Genomic DNA, 17,065 nt, shown 5'->3' on the forward strand with positions numbered 1-17,065 from the left:
CTAAGGGCGGATTGCTCCGCCCTTGAGATTAATGCAGGATTTTAGCCAGGAAGTCTTTCGCGCGATCGGATTGCGGATTGGTAAAGAAGTCATCTTTCGGTGAATCTTCGACAATCTTTCCTTCATCCATAAAGATCACCCGGTTCGCCACTTTACGGGCAAAGCCCATTTCGTGGGTCACCACCATCATGGTCATCCCCTCGTTTGCCAGCTCAACCATCACATCCAGCACTTCATTGATCATTTCCGGATCGAGTGCGGAGGTGGGCTCATCAAACAGCATGGCAATCGGGTCCATGCAAAGCGCACGGGCGATAGCGACACGCTGTTGCTGACCGCCGGAAAGCTGGCCCGGATGCTTGTTAGCGTGTGCAGAAAGGCCCACACGCTCCAAAAGCTTCAGGCCCTTTTTACGCGCTTCTTCTTTATCGCGCTTCAGAACTTTGACCTGGGCCAGCGTCAGGTTTTCAACGATTGTCAGGTGGGGGAACAGCTCAAAATGCTGGAACACCATGCCGACTTTGGAACGCAGTTGCGCCAGATTAGTGCGCTTGTCGTTCACAGCGGTCCCGTTTACTTCAATCCTGCCTTCCTGAACAGGCTCTAATCCGTTAACCGTTTTGATCAGCGTGGATTTTCCGGAACCGGACGGGCCGCAGACTACCACTACTTCGCCTTTTTTCACTTCAGTTGTGCAGTCGGTCAGTACCTGAAAGTGACCATACCACTTAGAAACGTTTTTCAGGGTAATCATTTAAACCGTCCTTTTTTTCTTTAAATAGCTGACCAACAGCGAAGCGCTAAGGCTGATAACAAAGTAAACCGCACCGGCAAACAGGACCATTTCGATTTCGGTACCGTTATTGATGCCAATGGTGTCGGCGGTACGGAAGAAGTCAGCAAGGCTGAGTACGTAAACCAGAGAGGTGTCCTGGAAAAGCACAATGCCCTGAGTAAGCAGCAACGGCACCATGGCGCGGAAGGCCTGCGGCAGGATGATCAATTTCATCGACTGCCACTGTGTCATACCTAAAGCCAGCGCAGCGCTGCCCTGACCCCGGGCAATACTCAGAATACCGGCGCGGATAATTTCGGAATAATAGGCTGCTTCAAACAGTGAGAAGGCCACCATGGCTGAAATCAGGCGGATATCGGTTTTCGGCGAGAGGCCAAGCACCTGCTGCAGGAAACTTGGCACTACCAGATAGAACCACAACAGCACCATGACCAGAGGCACGGAGCGGAACAGGTTGACGTAAAGCCGGGCAAACCAGCTGACAGGCTTAAAGCTGGACAGGCGCATTACCGCCAGCAGGGTCCCCCAGACAATACCAAACACTACCGCAGTGACGGTGATCTTGAGCGTAATCACCAGCCCGTTCAGCAGATAAGGAAGGTTTGGAACAATGGTGCTCCAGTCAAACTCGTACATTATTTGCCTCCCATGCCGCCGGGCAGGCGAACTTTACGCTCCACCAGGCTCATCAGCAGCATTATCACCATGTTGATGCCGATATAGGCCAGGGTGATAGCAGTAAAGGATTCATAGGCGTGAGCTGAGTAGTCCAGCAGCTTACCCGCCTGTGCGGCCATATCAACCAGACCAATGGTCGAGGCGATGGCTGAGTTTTTGACCAGGTTAAGCATCTCTGAGGTCATCGGCGGCACAATCACACGATAGGCATTGGGTAACAGCACATAACGATAGGTTTGCGGCAGCGTCAGGCCCATGGCCAGACCGGCATTCTTCTGACCCGTAGGCAGCGACTGAATAGCGGCACGAACCTGTTCACAGACGCGCGCGGCGGTAAACAAGCCCAGACAAAGAACAGAGCAGGTGAAGAACTGAATATTGGGATCCAGTTCAGATTTGAACCACATACCAATATTTTCCGGCAGCAGTTCCGGCACCACCAGATACCAGATAAAGAACTGCACAATTAGCGGCACATTACGGAACAGCTCTACATAGCAGGTGCCGAGGCCAGAAAGCAGACGGTTGGGAACGGTGCGCAATATTCCAAACAGCGAACCGACGCAAAGGGCGATAATCCACGCACAAACTGAGACGGCAATGGTGACCTGAAAGCCTGACCACAGCCACCCCAGATAGGTGGTATTACCGAAGGGGGCCTGTTGCAGGAAAATACCCCAGTTCCAATCGATTGACATAAATAACTCCGGGAGAAAAAAGGGTAGCGAAGCTACCCTGAAGATTGATGAGAGGCTCTGTTGTACGTTATGGGGAACGACCACTTCGCACCTTCGCCCGCCTTCCGGTTGGGTAATTCGCCGGTAAAGCCTGGCTGTTGTCTGTCCGAGCCTGGGTTCAACAATCATAGGGCAGCCATGAGCCGCCCTTATTTTCATTATTAGTTCAGTGCCTTGTCATTTGGCGTTTTGAACGTCGCTTTCATATCATCAGACAGGGCGAAGTTCATGTTGAGGTTTTTAGGCGGAATAGGGTTGCTGAACCACTTATCAAACCACTTTGAAGCTTCACCAGAGGTCTGAGCTTTAGCGATGGTATCGTCCATCAGCTTTTTAAAGCCGGCATCATCTTTGCGCAGCATACAACCGTAGGCTTCTTTCGACTGTGGCGTGCCGAGAATTTCCCAGTTGTCTGGTTTCTTGGCTTTCGCACGTTCACCCGCCAGCAGAGCATCATCCATCATAAAGGCTACAGCACGCCCGCTTTCCAGCGTACGGAAGGAGTCGCCGTGATCTTTGGCGCTGATGATGCGCATCTCCATTTTCTTATCGTCATTCAGCTTGTTCAGCAGAATTTCAGAAGTGGTGCCGGAGGTGACGACAACGGTTTTGCCTTTCAGATCCGCGAAATCCTTGATTGGACCGCCTTTCTTCACCAGCAAACGGGTACCGATAACAAAAATGGTGTCGGAGAAAGCAGCCTGTTTCTGACGCTCAGCGTTGTTAGTGGTTGAGCCACACTCAAAGTCATAGGTGCCGTTTTGCAGCAGCGGGATACGGTTTTGCGAAGTGATCGGCAGCATTTTTACCTGCAGATCGGGTTTGTTCAGTTTGGCTTTGATCGCTGCCACTATGGCATCGGAATAGGCCTGAGAGTAGCCGACAACTTTTTGCTGATTATCGTAGTAAGAGAAAGGAACAGAAGATTCACGGTGGCCTACAACAACTACGCCACTTTTAGCAATTTTGTCCAGGGTAGCGGATTGCGCTGCATCTTCTGCATGGGCGATACCGGATGAAAGGCCAGCCAGTGCAAGGCACAGCCCCAGTTTCCGTAATTTCATCTCCAACTCCTTCGTTGTGTGGCGTCAAAACGTTGCGCCGGTTTGTGTTTAATTCCGAGCTTTTCTTTTTTATCCCAGGGCGTGACCGCACTCTGAATAGCCCTAACATAGCCGAATGTTAACGCGATGAAACAAGAAAGTTTCTTTTTTGCGAAGCGTGCCGCACCAAATAAAGGCATTCATTTGTCGCCTGCTCCACCCTGGGGCATTTATTGACCTTTAACAGTGCATGCGCGGTTTATGGCTGGTGTCAGACAAACCGTTCAGCGGTTTCACCCTAGGGTTTTGCAACCATCGTGCCAAAATGTTTTTGAAGAAACATTTGTCAGCATGATGTGCTTAGTGGAGAGGGGGAGAAGTGAGTTCCAAAAAAAACGCTGAACCGGTAAGGATTCAGCGTTTCGATCTGACAGCAGGATTCAGCTAGCGGCGTTTTCTTAAGCCCTGAACCGTGGCGGCAATGCCAAACAGCAGGGTAATTATCCATACCGGCCAGTTGCCAAACCGGGCATAAGGCGTCAGTCCCTGCGTGGGCGTCAACTGAGTGGCAAGCACGCCGGCCTTGAACTGCGGGATCATCTCTTCAGCATCACCATTAGCATTGATTACCGCCGTAACGCCATTGTTGGTATCACGCAGTAAAGGCCTGCCCAGTTCCAGAGCGCGCATCCGCGCCATCTGGAAATGCTGCCAGGGACCAATAGAGTGACCAAACCAGGCATCATTGGAGATGGTCAGCAGGAAATCGGTATCAGGGCGGAAGTTATCCCGTACCTGTTGCCCCAGCACAATCTCATAGCATATTGCCGCCGTCAGATTATATCCCGCCACCTTTAGCTGGGGCTGGATATAGGAGCCACGGCTGAAAGAGGACATAGGTAAATCAAAGAACGGTGCCAAAGGTCTGAGCAGGGCCTCAAGCGGAACAAATTCACCAAAGGGCACCAGATGGTTTTTCTGGTAACGGTTGCTGCTGCTGTAGTCGTAAGGCTTATCACCCCCCAACACTATGATTGAGTTGTAATCGTGATAACGATTATGCTCAAGCCGCGAATCAACAATGCCGGTAATCAGGCTGCTGCCGTTAGCACGCAGCTCCTGATCGACAGATTTCAGGAAGGGCTGCTGGTTAGATTCCAGATCCGGGATCGCTGACTCAGGCCAGATGATAATCGGCGCTTTGCCCACAAATGGACGACTGAGCGAAGTGTAAGTTTTCAGCGTGTTGATCAGCTGTTCAGGATCCCACTTCAACGACTGTGGAATATTGCCCTGCACCATCGCAATGTTCACTTCACGTTCGGGCAGAGCCTGATACCAGCTGATCTGTCGTAGCGGCCAGGGAAGCAGCAGCAAAGCCAGTGCAATCACGCCTGCAATCCAGTGACGTTTCACCACAGCAAACACGGCCAGGCCGGAAACGACCATCAGCATGAAGGTAATGCCTTCGACCCCAAACAGCGGCCCCAGACCTTTCAGCGGTCCGTCAATCTGACTGTAGCCAAACTGAAGCCACGGGAAGCCTGTCAGGATCCAGCCGCGTAAAAATTCGGTGATTTGCCACAAGACGGGAGCGGCAACCACAAGACGCAACAGGGATGTTTTGGGAAACAACCGGTTAAGCAGGGCTGCAAACAGCATCGTAAAGAGTGAGAGCCAGGCGGCCAGCAGGACAACCAGCAACACGTTAACCGGGCCGGGCATCCCGCCAAAAGTGGCAATGCTGACATAGACCCAGTTGATGCCGCTGCCGAAAAGCCCCATGCCCCACACAAAACCTGTCGCCGTAGCCTGGCGAGTGGAGCGATTGAGCGTCAGGGTCAGCAGACCGGCAAGAGAAACCAGCGCGGCAGGCCAGAAATCGTAGGGGGAAAACGAAAGGGTGCCAAAGGCACCCGTCATCAGCGCTAAAAGCAGGCGAACCCGCTGACGCTGGTACAGTGAGGCAATAGCCATAAAGAATTATTCTTCCAGTATCGGTTGCGGCGAGTTTTCCGGAATTTTGACGTGAACCTGGATGATACGACGGCTGTCGGCCATAGCGACCTTGAACTGATAGCCCTCAATCTCAATGCTTTCACCACGTGCCGGCAGATGACCAAATGCCTGCATAACCAGTCCGCCGATAGTATCGACCTCTTCATCACTGAAGTTGGTTTCAAAGACTTCGTTAAAGTCTTCAATAGGTGTCAGCGCACGGATGGTATAGGTGTGACGGCTCAACTGGCGGATATCACGATCTTCTTCATCGTCATACTCATCCTCAATTTCACCCACGATGAGCTCAAGGATATCTTCAATCGTGACCAGTCCGGAGACGCCACCGAATTCATCGATAACAATCGCCATATGATAGCGCTGGGAACGGAACTCTTTCAGCATCCGATCCACGCGTTTGCTTTCCGGCACCACCACGGCCTGGCGCAGCACTTTTTCCATGCTGAACGGGGAAGATCCACTGCTCATAAACGGCAACAGATCTTTGGCCATCAGAATGCCTTCAACATGGTCTTTGTCTTCGCTGATCACCGGGAAACGGGAGTGTGCAGACTCGATAATCACGCCGAGGCACTCTTCCAGAGACTGGTTGCGCTTCAGGGTGATCATCTGCGAGCGGGGGATCATGATGTCACGCACGCGCTGCTCGGCAATATCCATCACGCCTTCAAGCATGTCGCGGGTATCCGGATCGATCAGATCGTTCTGTTCAGAATCGCGGATCAGCTCCAGCAGGTCATTGCGGTTTTTAGGCTCACCGTGAAACAGCTGGTTGAGGATAAGGGTGAAAAATCCCTTTTTGGTACTGGGACTGTCATTATTCTGTGAATGGTCATCGCTCATGGCGTTTTTGTTTCTGTCACTCTTGTCGTGTGAAGGGGTGTCCCTGCCTGCAGGCTGCACAGCTCAGGGACAATGTCAGGCCTCAAGGCCTGCTTAAGGTAACTCTTTCTCCGAAATGTACGGATCGTCATAACCAAGAGCAAGCATTATCTCAGTCTCTATCGATTCCATCTCTTCGGCTTCGTCATCTTCGATATGATCATAGCCCAGCAAATGCAGGCTTCCGTGCACCACCATATGGGCCCAATGGGCAAGCAGGGGCTTTTCCTGCTCAGCAGCTTCCTGCTCCACAACCTGACGACATATAATCAGGTCGCCAAGCAGCGGCAGCTCAATACCCGGGGGGGCTTCGAACGGGAACGAAAGCACGTTAGTGGGTTTATCTTTCCCACGATAGGTGTGATTCAGCTCATGGCTTTCAGCTTCATCCACCACCCTTACGGTCACTTCGCTCTCTTCCTGAAACTTCGGGAGTACGGCCTCCAGCCAGCAGCGAAAATCAGATTCTGCCGGTAAACCTTCAGTTTTCTCGCAGGCGAGTTGCAAATCGAGAATTACGGTGCTCATTTCTGCTCCTGCGCGGCCAGTTGTAGCGCCAGTGCTTCACGTTTGCGTTCTTCAGCCTGTGCATCACGCCGTTTCTGATCGGCGGCTTCCCAGGCTTCATAAGCGATAACCACCCTGGCCACCACCGGATGACGTACCACATCTTCACTGTGGAAGAAGTTGAAGCTAATCTCTTCGACCTCAGACAGCACTTCAATAGCATGGCGCAGGCCGGATTTAAGGTTACGGGGCAGATCAATCTGCGTCACGTCGCCTGTGATCACCGCTTTGGAGTTAAAGCCAATACGGGTCAGGAACATCTTCATCTGTTCGATGGTGGTGTTCTGGCTTTCATCAAGAATAATAAAGGCGTCGTTCAGCGTACGGCCACGCATATAAGCCAGCGGGGCAACTTCAATCACGTTACGCTCAATCAGCTTCTCCACGCGCTCGAAGCCCAGCATTTCGAACAGGGCGTCGTACAGAGGGCGCAGATAGGGATCGACTTTCTGGCTGAGATCGCCCGGCAGGAAGCCCAGTTTTTCACCGGCTTCCACTGCCGGACGGGTCAGCATGATTCGACGGACTTCCTGACGCTCAAGCGCATCCACGGCAGCGGCTACGGCCAGATAGGTTTTACCTGTCCCCGCAGGACCCACACCGAATGTGATGTCATGGTCGAGAATATTGGCTACGTACTGCGCCTGATTAGGCGTACGCGGTTTGATGACGCCCCGTTTGGTTTTGATGTTCACCGCTTTACCAAACTCCGGCACGCTGTCAGCGCTTTGTTCCAGTACGCGGCTCTCTTTGATAGCCAGGTGGATCTGTTCCGGATCGATATCCGGAATATGCCCACGCACCGGCGCGGTGTCCACATAGAGATCGCGGAGGATTCGGGCGGCGGCATCAACGATCAACGCCTTGCCCACCAGCTTGAAGGCGTTGTCGCGGCGATTGATCTCAATCCCCAGACGACGCTCCAGCTGTTTGATGTTGTCATCAAAAGGACCGCACAGGCTCAGCAGACGAGGGTTGTCGGTCGGCTCTAACGTAATTTCACGTGTTTCAATATTCAAACTAATCCTTTGGGTCGCTCAGGGCCAGTTGAGGATGGCAGGTCATGGGCTATCAACGCCTTTCGCAGGCGGGCCATAAGTGAAGTATTTATGGCACAGCCAAAAGGCGCAAGCACTGAAGAGGATATTTGGGCGTCGCCTTGATAAAGCAAGGGTAAACCGGTGAATTGCTGCGGCGAACCTGCGAAGTCCGCCGCATTTATTCGGGGATTCAAGGCTGGAAGGACCCCACGCCCAGCTCGTCTTCTTTGCGCGTACGGGCGATAACAGATGAAGGGGCTTCAGCAATGCGCAGGTTCATTTGCTCTTCTTTCAGCACTACCACACCACGCATTGAGTTTGGGTGAACTTCGATAATTTCCACATCTACGAATTTACCAATCAGCTCTGGCGTGCCTTCAAAGTTAACCACCCGGTTACACTCTGTGCGTCCGGCAAGCTCCATCACATTCCTGCGGGAAACCCTCTCCACCAGGATGCGCTGTACGGTCCCCAGCTTGCTCCGGCTCCAGCGCATCACCTGCTGATTGATACGCTCCTGCAGGATCCACAGCCGCTGTTTTTTCTCTTCTTCACTGACATCATCCGGCAAATCCGCTGCCGGCGTGCCCGGACGGGCAGAATAGATGAAGCTGAAGCTGGTATCGAAGTTCACTTCGCCGATCAGCTTCATGGTCTGTTCAAAGTCCTGCTGCGTTTCACCAGGGAAGCCGATAATAAAGTCGGAACTCATCTGGATATCAGGGCGCGCCGCCAGCAGTTTGCGAACGATCGCTTTGTACTCAAGCGCGGTGTGGGCGCGTTTCATCAGCGTCAGAATACGGTCTGCACCGCTTTGTACCGGCAGATGCAGGAAACTCACCAGCTCAGGCGTATCACGATAGACTTCGATAATGTCATCGGTGAACTCGATAGGGTGGCTGGTGGTAAAGCGAATGCGGTCGATACCGTCGATAGCCGCTACAAGACGAAGCAGATCGGCAAAAGAGCATATCCCGCCATCAAAGGTTGGCCCGCGCCAGGCATTGACGTTCTGGCCGAGCAGATTGACCTCACGTACGCCCTGTGACGCCAGTTGGGCAATTTCAAACAGGATATCGTCACCTGGACGGCTGACCTCTTCTCCGCGCGTATAGGGCACCACGCAGAACGTACAATACTTATTGCAGCCTTCCATGATGGATACGAAAGCAGAAGGGCCATCAGCACGCGGTTCCGGCAGGCGATCGAACTTCTCTATTTCCGGGAAGCTGATGTCAACCACCGGGCTTTTGGTGCCGCGAACGGTATTGATCATCTCTGGCAGGCGGTGAAGAGTCTGTGGGCCAAATACAATATCCACACAGGGGGCGCGCTGACGAATATGTTCGCCTTCCTGCGATGCAACGCAGCCGCCCACACCGATGACCAGGTCGGGATTTTTCTCTTTGAGCAGTTTCCAGCGACCAAGCTGATGGAAAACTTTTTCCTGAGCCTTTTCACGAATAGAACAGGTGTTGAGCAGCAGTACATCGGCTTCTTCGGCAACCTCTGTCAGGGTATAGCCGTGCGTGCTGTTTAACAGGTCTGCCATTTTGGATGAGTCATACTCATTCATCTGGCAACCCCAGGTTTTAATAAGAAGTTTTTTTGTCATCTGCTTGCCATTTATCATACTGGAGGGTTTGCCGGGCTCGTAAAATCAGGCTTTGCTGAGGTTTTGAACAGCGCAAGGGCTTTTCTGTTGGCAACCTCCTGTCGGCCCACAAAAATCCGGTACACTAAGGGTAACAGAATTGGCCCTGCGAAGGGTAGGTGTGGGGCGCAAGGATGTCCTTAAGGACAGGAAAAAAATAATGACTGAGATAATGCAAAAATGGGATGTCGCCGTTGTGGGCGGTGGAATGGTGGGGGCAGCTCTGGCCAGTGGACTGACGGCTCAGGGGTTCAGGGTGGCCGTGCTGGAACAGCAGGAACCGGCTGAGTTTGATCCTGCCAGCAATCCTGATGTGCGGATCTCCGCGCTGGGAGCAGCCTCTGTAGCCCTGCTGAAACAGCTTGATGTCTGGCCGCGGGTGCAGGCGATGCGCGCGGCTCCTTACCGCAAGCTGGAAACCTGGGAGTGGCATACCGCGCAGGTAAGTTTCGATGCCGAATCGCTGGGCCTGCCAGAACTGGGTTATATGGTGGAGAACAGCGTATTGCAGCTGGCATTGTGGCAACGTCTTCAGGAACAGAACGTGGCGTTAATTTGCCCGGCCAGACTGAAAGCGATGGCACCCTGCAATGGCGGCTGGCAGTTAACGCTGGAGAATGGAGAAAAAATTTCTACCAGGCTGGTCATAGGTGCCGATGGCGCAAATTCGAAAGTCCGGCAACTGGCGGGTTTGGGCATCAAAGGCTGGAACTATGCCCAGGCCTGCATGCTGATTAGCGTCCGCTGTGAGCAGGAAGCGGGCGATTGCACCTGGCAGCAGTTCACTCCTGACGGGCCAAGAGCTTTCCTGCCGCTATCCGATCGTTGGGCCTCGCTGGTCTGGTATGACAGTCCCGCTCGTATTCGCCAGCTCCAGGCGATGCCGATGGCGCAACTCAGCCAGGAGATTAAGACTCATTTCCCGGCTCGTTTAGGGCATGTCACACCGGTGGTTGCCGGCTCTTTCCCGTTAGTACGTCGTCACGCTACGCAGTATGTCTTACCGGGCCTGGCGCTGGTGGGCGATGCTGCGCATACCATCAATCCTCTTGCCGGGCAGGGCGTGAATCTCGGCTATCGCGATGTTGATGCGCTGATTGATACCCTGGTGGCATCAAGGGATCGTGCTGAAGACTGGGCTTCGCAGGGCGTATTGCAACGCTATCAGCGAAAACGTCACAAAGACAATATGCTGATGCAAAGCGGTATGGATCTGTTCTATTTTGCTTTCAGTACTCCAATAGCGCCGCTGCGTATTGTTCGTAATCTCGGCCTGATGGTTGCTGAACGTTCCGGCGTGCTGAAGCGGCAGGCATTGAAATACGCGCTGGGTTTATAGAAGGGGGCTTTGGACAGAACAGGATAATGCTGTCAGGCAGAAGAGTGGATCATTTTTTCGTCCCTGCACAGGCCAGTTTCGTTATCAGCTTCTGCCCTTACTAAAGACCGCATTAAAAATTGACAGGGAAGAGCGCGAGGCGATGAGCAAAGCATCGTGGGCAGGGAGGCCAGTGCTGAGCCATCAGGGAGTTTTAACGGTGACCTGACGTTTCTCTCTGAGCTTGCCTCTGGAATAGTCAGACGTAAAAAAGCCCGCGTTAGCGGGCTTCGTTACTTTTGGCTGGGGTGCAGGGATTCGAACCCCGGAATGCTGGTATCAGAAACCAGTGCCTTACCGCTTGGCGACACCCCAATTAGGTGTTGCGATCTGCACTGCAAATCGTCTTTTTTATGGCTGGGGTGCAGGGATTCGAACCCCGGAATGCTGGTATCAGAAACCAGTGCCTTACCGCTTGGCGACACCCCAATAAAATTGGTGGCTACTACGGGAATCGAACCTGTGACCCCAGCATTATGAGTGCTGTGCTCTAACCAGCTGAGCTAAGTAGCCTAATTTTACTGCGTCTAACTGTAGTACATTTTTCTGAACTGGCTGGGATACCTGGATTCGAACCAGGGAATGCCGGTATCAAAAACCGGTGCCTTACCGCTTGGCGATATCCCAATGTCCGTTTCAAAGCACAAAACCATTCAAAAACTGGCTGGGGTACCTGGATTCGAACCAGGGAATGCCGGTATCAAAAACCGGTGCCTTACCGCTTGGCGATACCCCATCCGTGCAAAGCCGTTTACGGAAATGGTGCGGGAGGCGAGACTTGAACTCGCACACCTTGCGGCGCCAGAACCTAAATCTGGTGCGTCTACCAATTTCGCCACTCCCGCAAAAAAGATGGTGGCTACGACGGGAATCGAACCTGTGACCCCAGCATTATGAGTGCTGTGCTCTAACCAGCTGAGCTACGTAGCCATCTTTTTGCGCGTTACCTTCATCGGCGTTGCGGGGCGCATTATGCGGAGTTGACCATGAAGCGTCAACAAGTTTTTTGACGTTTTTACCCTTAAACGTGTTGTTTGGCTGGCTTATAACCAGCATGACGAATAAATCAACAAATTCTGAGGGTAACCCACAAATTTCATAAAAATAACGGGCCGGTAGCGGCCCGTTCAGTCATCTCTGTCCGACTGTTATTTATAAGCAGACTGGTGAACGCCTACGGCACGACCTGAGGGATCGTCCATGGTTTTAAAGGCTTCGTCCCATTCAATGGCTTTCGCAGAAGAACAGGCCACTGAAGGGCCACCAGGCACGCATTCGGCCGCGCTGGCTACCGGGAACTGCTCTTCGAAGATTTCACGGTACAAATAGCCTTCTTTAGAGGTTGGCGTGTTGTACGGGAAACGGAAATGCGCGGTTTGCAGCTGCTGGTCCGTGACTTGTTGAGCGGCCACTTCTTTCAGCGTATCAATCCAGCTGTAGCCGACACCGTCAGAGAACTGCTCTTTCTGGCGCCATGCCACACTTTCCGGCAGGTAAGAGGAGAAACATTCACGCAGAATATGTTTTTCCATTTTGCCGTTTGGACCACACATTTTGTCCGCCGGGTTAATGCGCATCGCCACATCAAGAAATTTCTTGTCCAGGAAAGGAACGCGAGCTTCCACACCCCAGGCTGACATCGCTTTGTTGGCACGGGCACAGTCAAACATGTGCAGAGCCAGCAGCTTACGCACGTTCTCTTCGTGGAATTCTTTAGCATCAGGCGCTTTATGGAAATAGAGGTAGCCGCCAAATACTTCATCAGCCCCTTCACCTGACAGGACCATTTTGATGCCCATCGCTTTAATTTTACGGGACATCAGGTACATCGGTGTGGAAGCGCGGATGGTCGTCACATCATAGGTTTCGATGTGATAGATAACATCGCGGATTGCATCCAGGCCTTCCTGCACGGTGAAGTGAATTTCGTGGTGCACGGTTCCCAGATGTTCAGCAACGGATTTGGCTGCTTTCAGATCGGGAGATCCTTCCAGGCCTACCGCGAAAGAGTGCAGCTGTGGCCACCAGGCTTCGCTCTTATCCTGATCTTCAATACGCTTGGCGGCATATTTTTTGGTCACGGCAGAGATAATTGAAGAGTCCAGACCACCTGACAGCAGCACGCCATAAGGAACGTCAGACATCAGATGACTTTTAACCGCCTCTTCCAGCGCGTCTTTCAGAGCAACCTTGTCGGTTTTGTTGTGCTCTACGGCTTCGTAGCTGAACCAGTCGCGCTGCCAGTAACGGCGGATTTCACCGTCGGTGCTGGAGAGGTAGCTTCCCGGTGGGAATTCTTTGATCGATTTACAGACCGGCACCAGGGCTTTCATCTCTGAAGCCACGAACAGGTTGCCATGCTCATCGTTACCCATGTAAAGCGGGATAATGCCGATGTGGTCACGACCGATCAGGTAAGTATTTTTTACGCTGTCATACAGGATGAAGGCAAACATGCCCTGCAGGTCATCCAGGAAATCAACGCCTTTTTCCTGATACAGCGCCAGGATCACTTCACAGTCTGATTCTGTCTGGAACTCATAACGATCGCTCAGCTCTGCACGCAGCGCCTGATGGTTATAGATTTCACCGTTCACCGCCAGGACATGGGTATGGTCTGCGTTGTACAGCGGCTGTGCGCCGTTGTTGACGTCGACAATAGACAAACGCTCATGCGCAAGGATGGCATTGTCACCGGCATAGACACCTGACCAGTCCGGGCCACGGTGACGCATAAGACGAGAAAGCTCCAGGGCTTTCTTACGCAGTTCAACAGGATCGCTCTTGAGATCCAATACGCCAAAAATAGAACACATAGCTAACTCCCTAACGACATCCCTGAACGGTGATGATGGTGGTTCGTGAAAAAGAATGGCGACAGTTATCGCCCGATGTATAAGAAAATGCTCTATATCATCGGTGCGGGCAAGTATTTTAGCCATTCTCTGAAAAATAGCCTGTTGACCTGACTCAAACTTTGACGAATGTTCAGTGAAAGGGAGGTTTTATTAGTGGATATGCAATTTTTTAGTCAGGGTGGTTAATAAGTGAGCAGCCGGAAGGCAAAGAAAAACCCGACGCGAAGGCCGGGTTGATAAATCAGATAATGTCGATGTCCGCCACCGAGGGGTAAATCCAGCTGGGGCGGAATGGCATGGCGTCGACGTCACTCAGCGTGGACACACCGGAAAGCACCAGAATGGTTTCCAGCCCGGCCTGGAAGCCAGCGAGAATATCGGTGCGCAGATTATCACCGACAATCACCGTTTCTTCCGAATGGGCCTGCATTTTATTCAGGGCAGCACGGATAATCCACGGGCTTGGCTTACCGACGTAGAAAGGTTGCCTTCCCGAAATTTTCTCTATGCCGGCACACAGCGCGCCGCAGCCAGGTACAAATCCACGAGCGTGAGTATCGGGGTTTGTGGCAATAAAGCGTGCACCGTTGGCCACGAAGTAGGCGGCTTTATGCATCATGTCCCAGTTGTATGAGCGGGTTTCACCGACGATAACAAAATCCGGATTGATATCAGTGATGGTAAAACCGGCTTTATACAGCTCGTGGATCAATGCACCTTCGCCCACCACATAGGCCTTTTTACCTTCCTGACGACGCAGGAAATCGGCGGTGGCCATCGCTGAGGTATAGAAGACGCTGTCGGGTAGATCGATCCCTGCCGAAGCAAAGCGATTAGCCAGATCCAGCGACGTCTGGGAAGGGTAGTTGGTCAGCACCACCAGCGGCATTCCTTTTTCCATGATCCTTTGCAGGAATTCACTGGCGCCAGGGACTGCGGTGTTGTCGTGCATCAGAACGCCATCTATATCGCAAATGACGTTTTTGATGGTGCTCATTTCACTGTCTGTCAGGGTCTTAGCGCTCATTAACCTTCCAGTAAATGTTGTAACAGGATGCCGTTAAGCATGGCACGTTTAGCCAGCGCAAAAGCGCCAATGGCTGAACGATGATCGATTTCAGAGCGTACCACCGGGAGATTTTTACGGAAAGCTTTCAGAACCTGCGTATTGATACAGCCTTCAATGGCTGCCAGCAGCACTTTTTCGGCTTCCGTAATTTCTCCGGCAATGACCACTTTCTGCGGATTGAACAGGTTGATGGCAATGGCGATGGCTTTGCCCAGATGACGGCCAACATAGTCAATCACCTCCACGGCCAGCGCATCGCCACGGTTGGCGGCTTTGCAGATTTGCGGCATATGGCAGTCATCAAGACTCAGCGAACTTGGATAGCCCTGAGTGAGCAGATGGCGCACCCGGTTTTCAATCGCGCCGTTAGCCGCAATGGTTTCCAGGCAGCCGAAATTCCCACAGTGGCAGCGCTCACCCAGGGGATCGACCTGAATATGGCCCAGCTCGCCAACGTTGCCATTACTGCCAAGGAAAATATGACCATTGGCAATAATCCCGGCCCCGGTGCCCCGGTGGACACGCACTAAAATAGAGTCGGCGCAGTCTCGTGATGCACCAAAGTAGTGCTCAGCCAGGGCCAGGCTGCGGATATCGTGTCCTACGAAGCTGGTCACGTTAAAACGCTTTTCGAGATTGGCCACCAGCGGCCAGTGGTGCACATGAATATGGGGCATATAACGGATAATGCCGTTATTGGGGTCGACCAGGCCTGGCAATATAACGGAAATTGCAATCAGCTCCCGCATTTTGCGCTGGTGTTGTTCACTGAAGCTGGTGATGGCTGTGAAAAGGGCGTTTTCCAGCGTTTCCTGGGTGCGCTCTGGCAGGGCATAGTCCTCCTGGGCCAGAGATTTTCCGCTGAGATCGAACAGGGTCAGGGTCGCATCACTGCGGCCAAGACGAACGCCGATGGTCTGGAAACCGCGGGTTTCAGTAATGATTGAGATAGCGCGACGGCCTCCGGTAGAGGCCTGCTGATCCACTTCTTTAATCAACCCGCGCTCTATCAGCTGGCGGGTAATTTTAGTGACGCTGGCGGGGGCTAACTGGCTGTGTTCAGCAATCTGTATGCGCGAAATCGGTCCTTGCTGATCGATAAGCCGGTAAACGGCCGCACTGTTGAGTTGCTTAACAAGATCGACATTTCCTATTTGAGCCTGGCCGCCAGTGGTCATTCTGTATCTACTCGCTTAAGACCTCGTCACCATTAACGATAGTCTGGATTATTTTATAGTCATGGGTGAAAACCGTCAGGTTAGCCACTTTTCCGGCCTGAACAGAGCCTAACGTTTTCTCCATGCCCATAGCCCGTGCTGGATACAACGTTGCCATTCGCAGCGTTTCATCCAGTGAAATGCCAACATGTTCGACGCTGTTCGCTACAGCTTCAATCATTGTCAGGGCAGAGCCACTGAGCGTCCCGTGCTCATCAACGCAGAGTCCATCGCGATAGTATATTGTTTTTCCTGCAAAAATGAACTGGTCAATGTTCGCGCCCGCTGGTGCGGTGGCATCGGTGACCAGGATCAGTTTGTCGCCTTTGATACGTTTAGCATTACGGATATTAGCGTAATGAACATGTAAACCATCTGCAATGATGCCGCAGTAAACATCTGGTGAATCAAACAGCGCTCCGATCAAACCGGGTTCGCGACCGGTAATGGTTGGCATGGCGTTATAAAGATGGGTGGAGAAGCTCACGCCTGCAGCAATTCCGATGCGGGCTTCCTCGTTCGTTGCATGCGAATGCCCGGCAGAAATAATGATGCCAGCTTCACTCAATTGACGAATCACCCTCGTCTCTACCTGTTCCGGTGCAAGGGTGATTTTGGTAATGACATCGGCATTGGCGCAGAGAAAATCAACCAGCGGCTGTTCGGGTTTGCGAATCAAAGCAGGATTGTGCGTTCCGGGCTTTCTTGGGCTGAGCCACGGCCCTTCAAGGTGTAATCCCAGCGCCTTGTTTGCGTTTTGCGCCAGATAAGCGCGCATCACATCAACCGCACGCTTCATCATCTCATCAGTGCTGGTAATCAGCGTAGGCAGAAAGCTGGTGCAGCCGGACTTCTCATTCGCCTGCTGCATAGTATTCAGTGTTTCGACGCTCAGGGCTTCGATATCATCATTGAACTGCACACCCCCACAGCCGTTGAGCTGGAGATCGATGAAGCCGGGAGCAATTATTGCGCCACCCACATTACGTGTGGTTACGCCCGCTGGCAGATCACTTAATGCGCATACGCGCTCAATCAGGCCGTCAGCAATGACAACGGCATGATTATCCAGTATTTCCTGGCCGGTATAGATGCGGCCATGGGTTAAAGCGTACATAATTATCTCC

General features: G+C 52.5%; 14 protein-coding genes and 7 tRNA genes. 1 reads left to right on the forward strand and 20 read right to left on the reverse strand.

The genetic code is table 11. The features are described 5' to 3' along the window. Positions 1-28: 28 nt before the first annotated feature. The 9 genes from VRC33_RS06765 to miaB form a co-directional block, all read right to left on the reverse strand. The gene (locus tag VRC33_RS06765) at positions 29-754 is read right to left on the reverse strand and encodes an amino acid ABC transporter ATP-binding protein (RefSeq protein WP_338562131.1); all 726 of its coding nucleotides are present in this window, start codon (positions 752-754) and stop codon (positions 29-31) included. After that, the gene (gene gltK / locus VRC33_RS06770) at positions 755-1,432 is read right to left on the reverse strand and encodes a glutamate/aspartate ABC transporter permease GltK (protein ID WP_338562133.1); all 678 of its coding nucleotides are present in this window, start codon (positions 1,430-1,432) and stop codon (positions 755-757) included. It abuts the gene before it with no gap. Beyond that, entirely contained in the window at positions 1,432-2,172 is a 741-nt protein-coding gene (locus VRC33_RS06775; protein ID WP_338562135.1) for an amino acid ABC transporter permease, read from the reverse strand. The genes gltK and VRC33_RS06775 overlap by 1 nt, the downstream gene beginning before the upstream one ends. A 200-nt stretch (positions 2,173-2,372) precedes the next feature. Continuing rightward, the gene (locus VRC33_RS06780; RefSeq protein WP_338562137.1) at positions 2,373-3,275 is read right to left on the reverse strand and encodes an amino acid ABC transporter substrate-binding protein; all 903 of its coding nucleotides are present in this window, start codon (positions 3,273-3,275) and stop codon (positions 2,373-2,375) included. A gap of 423 nt (positions 3,276-3,698) precedes the next feature. Next, positions 3,699-5,231 carry an apolipoprotein N-acyltransferase gene (lnt, locus tag VRC33_RS06785; protein WP_338562139.1) on the reverse strand — a complete coding sequence of 511 codons (1,533 nt, stop codon included), beginning with the start codon at positions 5,229-5,231 and terminating at the stop codon, positions 3,699-3,701. A gap of 6 nt (positions 5,232-5,237) precedes the next feature. Beyond that, the gene (corC, locus tag VRC33_RS06790; protein WP_338562141.1) at positions 5,238-6,116 is read right to left on the reverse strand and encodes a CNNM family magnesium/cobalt transport protein CorC; all 879 of its coding nucleotides are present in this window, start codon (positions 6,114-6,116) and stop codon (positions 5,238-5,240) included. Positions 6,117-6,209: 93 nt separating this feature from the next. Further along, positions 6,210-6,683 carry an rRNA maturation RNase YbeY gene (ybeY, locus tag VRC33_RS06795; RefSeq protein ID WP_338576945.1) on the reverse strand — a complete coding sequence of 158 codons (474 nt, stop codon included), beginning with the start codon at positions 6,681-6,683 and terminating at the stop codon, positions 6,210-6,212. Then, positions 6,680-7,741, reverse strand: coding sequence for a PhoH family protein (locus tag VRC33_RS06800; protein WP_338562144.1), 1,062 nt, complete (start codon positions 7,739-7,741; stop codon positions 6,680-6,682). Before VRC33_RS06800 ends, ybeY begins: the two co-directional genes overlap by 4 nt. 211 nt (positions 7,742-7,952) lie before the next feature. After that, entirely contained in the window at positions 7,953-9,377 is a 1,425-nt protein-coding gene (gene miaB, locus VRC33_RS06805; protein ID WP_338562147.1) for a tRNA (N6-isopentenyl adenosine(37)-C2)-methylthiotransferase MiaB, read from the reverse strand. 199 nt (positions 9,378-9,576) lie between these two features. Between miaB and ubiF the strand changes: the two genes are divergently transcribed. After that, positions 9,577-10,755, forward strand: a complete 1,179-nt coding sequence (gene ubiF / locus VRC33_RS06810; RefSeq protein ID WP_338562151.1) for a 3-demethoxyubiquinol 3-hydroxylase — start codon at positions 9,577-9,579, stop codon at positions 10,753-10,755. Positions 10,756-11,034: 279 nt separating this feature from the next. Here the strand turns inward: ubiF and VRC33_RS06815 are convergent. From VRC33_RS06815 to nagA, 11 genes are all read right to left on the reverse strand, one after another. Then, positions 11,035-11,109, reverse strand: a tRNA-Gln gene (locus VRC33_RS06815). 39 nt (positions 11,110-11,148) lie between these two features. Next, positions 11,149-11,223: transfer RNA gene (locus VRC33_RS06820), tRNA-Gln, on the reverse strand. 7 nt (positions 11,224-11,230) lie between these two features. After that, positions 11,231-11,307: transfer RNA gene (locus tag VRC33_RS06825), tRNA-Met, on the reverse strand. A gap of 39 nt (positions 11,308-11,346) precedes the next feature. After that, a tRNA-Gln gene (locus VRC33_RS06830) sits at positions 11,347-11,421 on the reverse strand. Between the two features lie 34 nt (positions 11,422-11,455). Continuing rightward, positions 11,456-11,530: transfer RNA gene (locus VRC33_RS06835), tRNA-Gln, on the reverse strand. Between the two features lie 24 nt (positions 11,531-11,554). After that, positions 11,555-11,639: transfer RNA gene (locus VRC33_RS06840), tRNA-Leu, on the reverse strand. Between the two features lie 8 nt (positions 11,640-11,647). After that, positions 11,648-11,724, reverse strand: a tRNA-Met gene (locus tag VRC33_RS06845). 218 nt (positions 11,725-11,942) lie between these two features. Then, positions 11,943-13,610 carry an asparagine synthase B gene (gene asnB, locus VRC33_RS06850; RefSeq protein WP_338562154.1) on the reverse strand — a complete coding sequence of 556 codons (1,668 nt, stop codon included), beginning with the start codon at positions 13,608-13,610 and terminating at the stop codon, positions 11,943-11,945. A gap of 283 nt (positions 13,611-13,893) precedes the next feature. Then, a complete protein-coding gene (locus VRC33_RS06855; RefSeq protein ID WP_338564119.1) occupies positions 13,894-14,649 on the reverse strand; it encodes an HAD-IIA family hydrolase in 756 nt (251 codons plus the stop codon). 29 nt (positions 14,650-14,678) lie between these two features. Next, entirely contained in the window at positions 14,679-15,899 is a 1,221-nt protein-coding gene (locus VRC33_RS06860) for an N-acetylglucosamine repressor (protein ID WP_338562157.1), read from the reverse strand. A gap of 7 nt (positions 15,900-15,906) precedes the next feature. Next, positions 15,907-17,055 (reverse strand): N-acetylglucosamine-6-phosphate deacetylase, encoded by a 1,149-nt coding sequence (gene nagA, locus VRC33_RS06865; RefSeq protein WP_338562159.1) that lies wholly within the window; start codon positions 17,053-17,055, stop codon positions 15,907-15,909. Between the last annotated feature and the right edge of the window lie 10 nt (positions 17,056-17,065).

The organism is Erwinia sp. E_sp_B01_1 (assembly GCF_036865545.1).
In the GTDB taxonomy this organism is placed as follows: domain Bacteria; phylum Pseudomonadota; class Gammaproteobacteria; order Enterobacterales; family Enterobacteriaceae; genus Erwinia.